1 protein-coding gene is annotated in these 1,330 nt (G+C 66.2%); it reads left to right on the plus strand.

Annotation, left to right across the window (positions count from 1 at the left end; all coding sequences use genetic code 11):
• Positions 1–73: 73 nt before the first annotated feature.
• The gene (locus Q8O35_RS12890) at positions 74–1,279 is read left to right on the plus strand and encodes an aminopeptidase (protein WP_305573963.1); all 1,206 of its coding nucleotides are present in this window, start codon (positions 74–76) and stop codon (positions 1,277–1,279) included.
• Positions 1,280–1,330 lie beyond the last annotated feature (51 nt).

A 1,330-nucleotide genomic window follows, 5' to 3' on the forward strand; every position in this document is an offset into this window, starting at 1 on the left:
GCTGCTTCAGGCTGTTGCCGCCCTGCCGAACCCCTAAAGCCTTACCCGCCCGAGCCCCCGCGCGGAGGAACCCTTGCCCCACCTCACCCCCGACACCCTGGCCAACTACGCCGATGTCCTCGTGTGGGCCTTGCGCACCTCCCGTGCCGTGCCCTTCAAAAACGGGGAGCTGGTGCTTTTGCGGTTCGACATGGCCGCCACCCCTCTGGCAGAGGCGGTCTACGCCGCGCTCATGGACGCGCACCTGCACCCCCTTCCCCAGGCCATGCCCACAAGTTTCATGCAGGCCCAGCACTTCGGAAACTCCAGCTTCGGCCAGCTCACCTTCGCCCAGCCCGGCCTATGCGACCTGCACCGCGCAACCGCAGGCGTGGTCACCATCCTTGCGCCGGACGATCTGGGCAGCCTGAGCGAGGTTGACCCGAGCAGCATCGACGAGGGCGAGAAGAGCGAACTGCGCGCTGCAAGGGTGCTGGACCGCCGCCGCCGCGCGGGCCTGCTGGGCTCCACAGTGTGCCTGTACCCCACAAGCGCCCTGGCCAAGGCCAGCGGCATGCCGCTGCCCGAGTACGCCGAGCGCCTGGCGCGCGCCTGCCTGCTTTTCATGCCCGATCCCGTAGGCCAGTGGAAACGCGTGCGAAAGGAGCTGGCCGATATCGCCAAATGGCTGGACAGCCTCAAAATCGAACGCTTGCACATTGAGAGCGAGAACATGGACCTGACCCTCTGCCCCGGCGACAAGCGCCGCTTCGTGGGCTTCACTGGCCGGAACGTCCCAGGCTTCGAGCTGTACCTGGCACCGGACTGGCGCACTGTGTCCGGCGTGTACTACGCCGATCAGCCGAGCATCCGCTGGGGCCGCCAGGTTTCAAAGGTGCGCTTGGAGTTCCATGGCGGGATTGCCGTGAATGTCCAGGCGGCGCAGGGCGAGGCCTTCCTTGCCGGCCGCGTGGAGTCCGACGGCGGGGCCAGGCGCGTGGGCGAGTTCTCGCTCACAGACAATCGCATCTCCCGCGTGAAGCGTTTCATGGCCCACACCCTGCTGGACGAGAACTACGGGGGCGAGGCGGGAAACTGCCACATCGCCCTTGGCGGAGCTTCCGCCGCCAGCTTCGCAGGACCGCCGCAGGAGCTCACCGCGGAACGCGAGGAGGAGCTGGGCTTCAATTCATCACACATGCACTGGGATCTCGTGAACACCGAAAAGAAACGAGTCACCGCCTTGCTTCCCGGCGGCGGCAGGCGCGCAATCTACGAGGACGGCCAGTTTCTGCTTTAAGCCGCGCGCAGTTTTTTGCACCCCGGAACATGAAACCAGCACCGAACCGTG

Origin of the sequence: Humidesulfovibrio sp. (genome assembly GCF_030689645.1) — a bacterium.
GTDB lineage: Bacteria > Desulfobacterota > Desulfovibrionia > Desulfovibrionales > Desulfovibrionaceae > Humidesulfovibrio.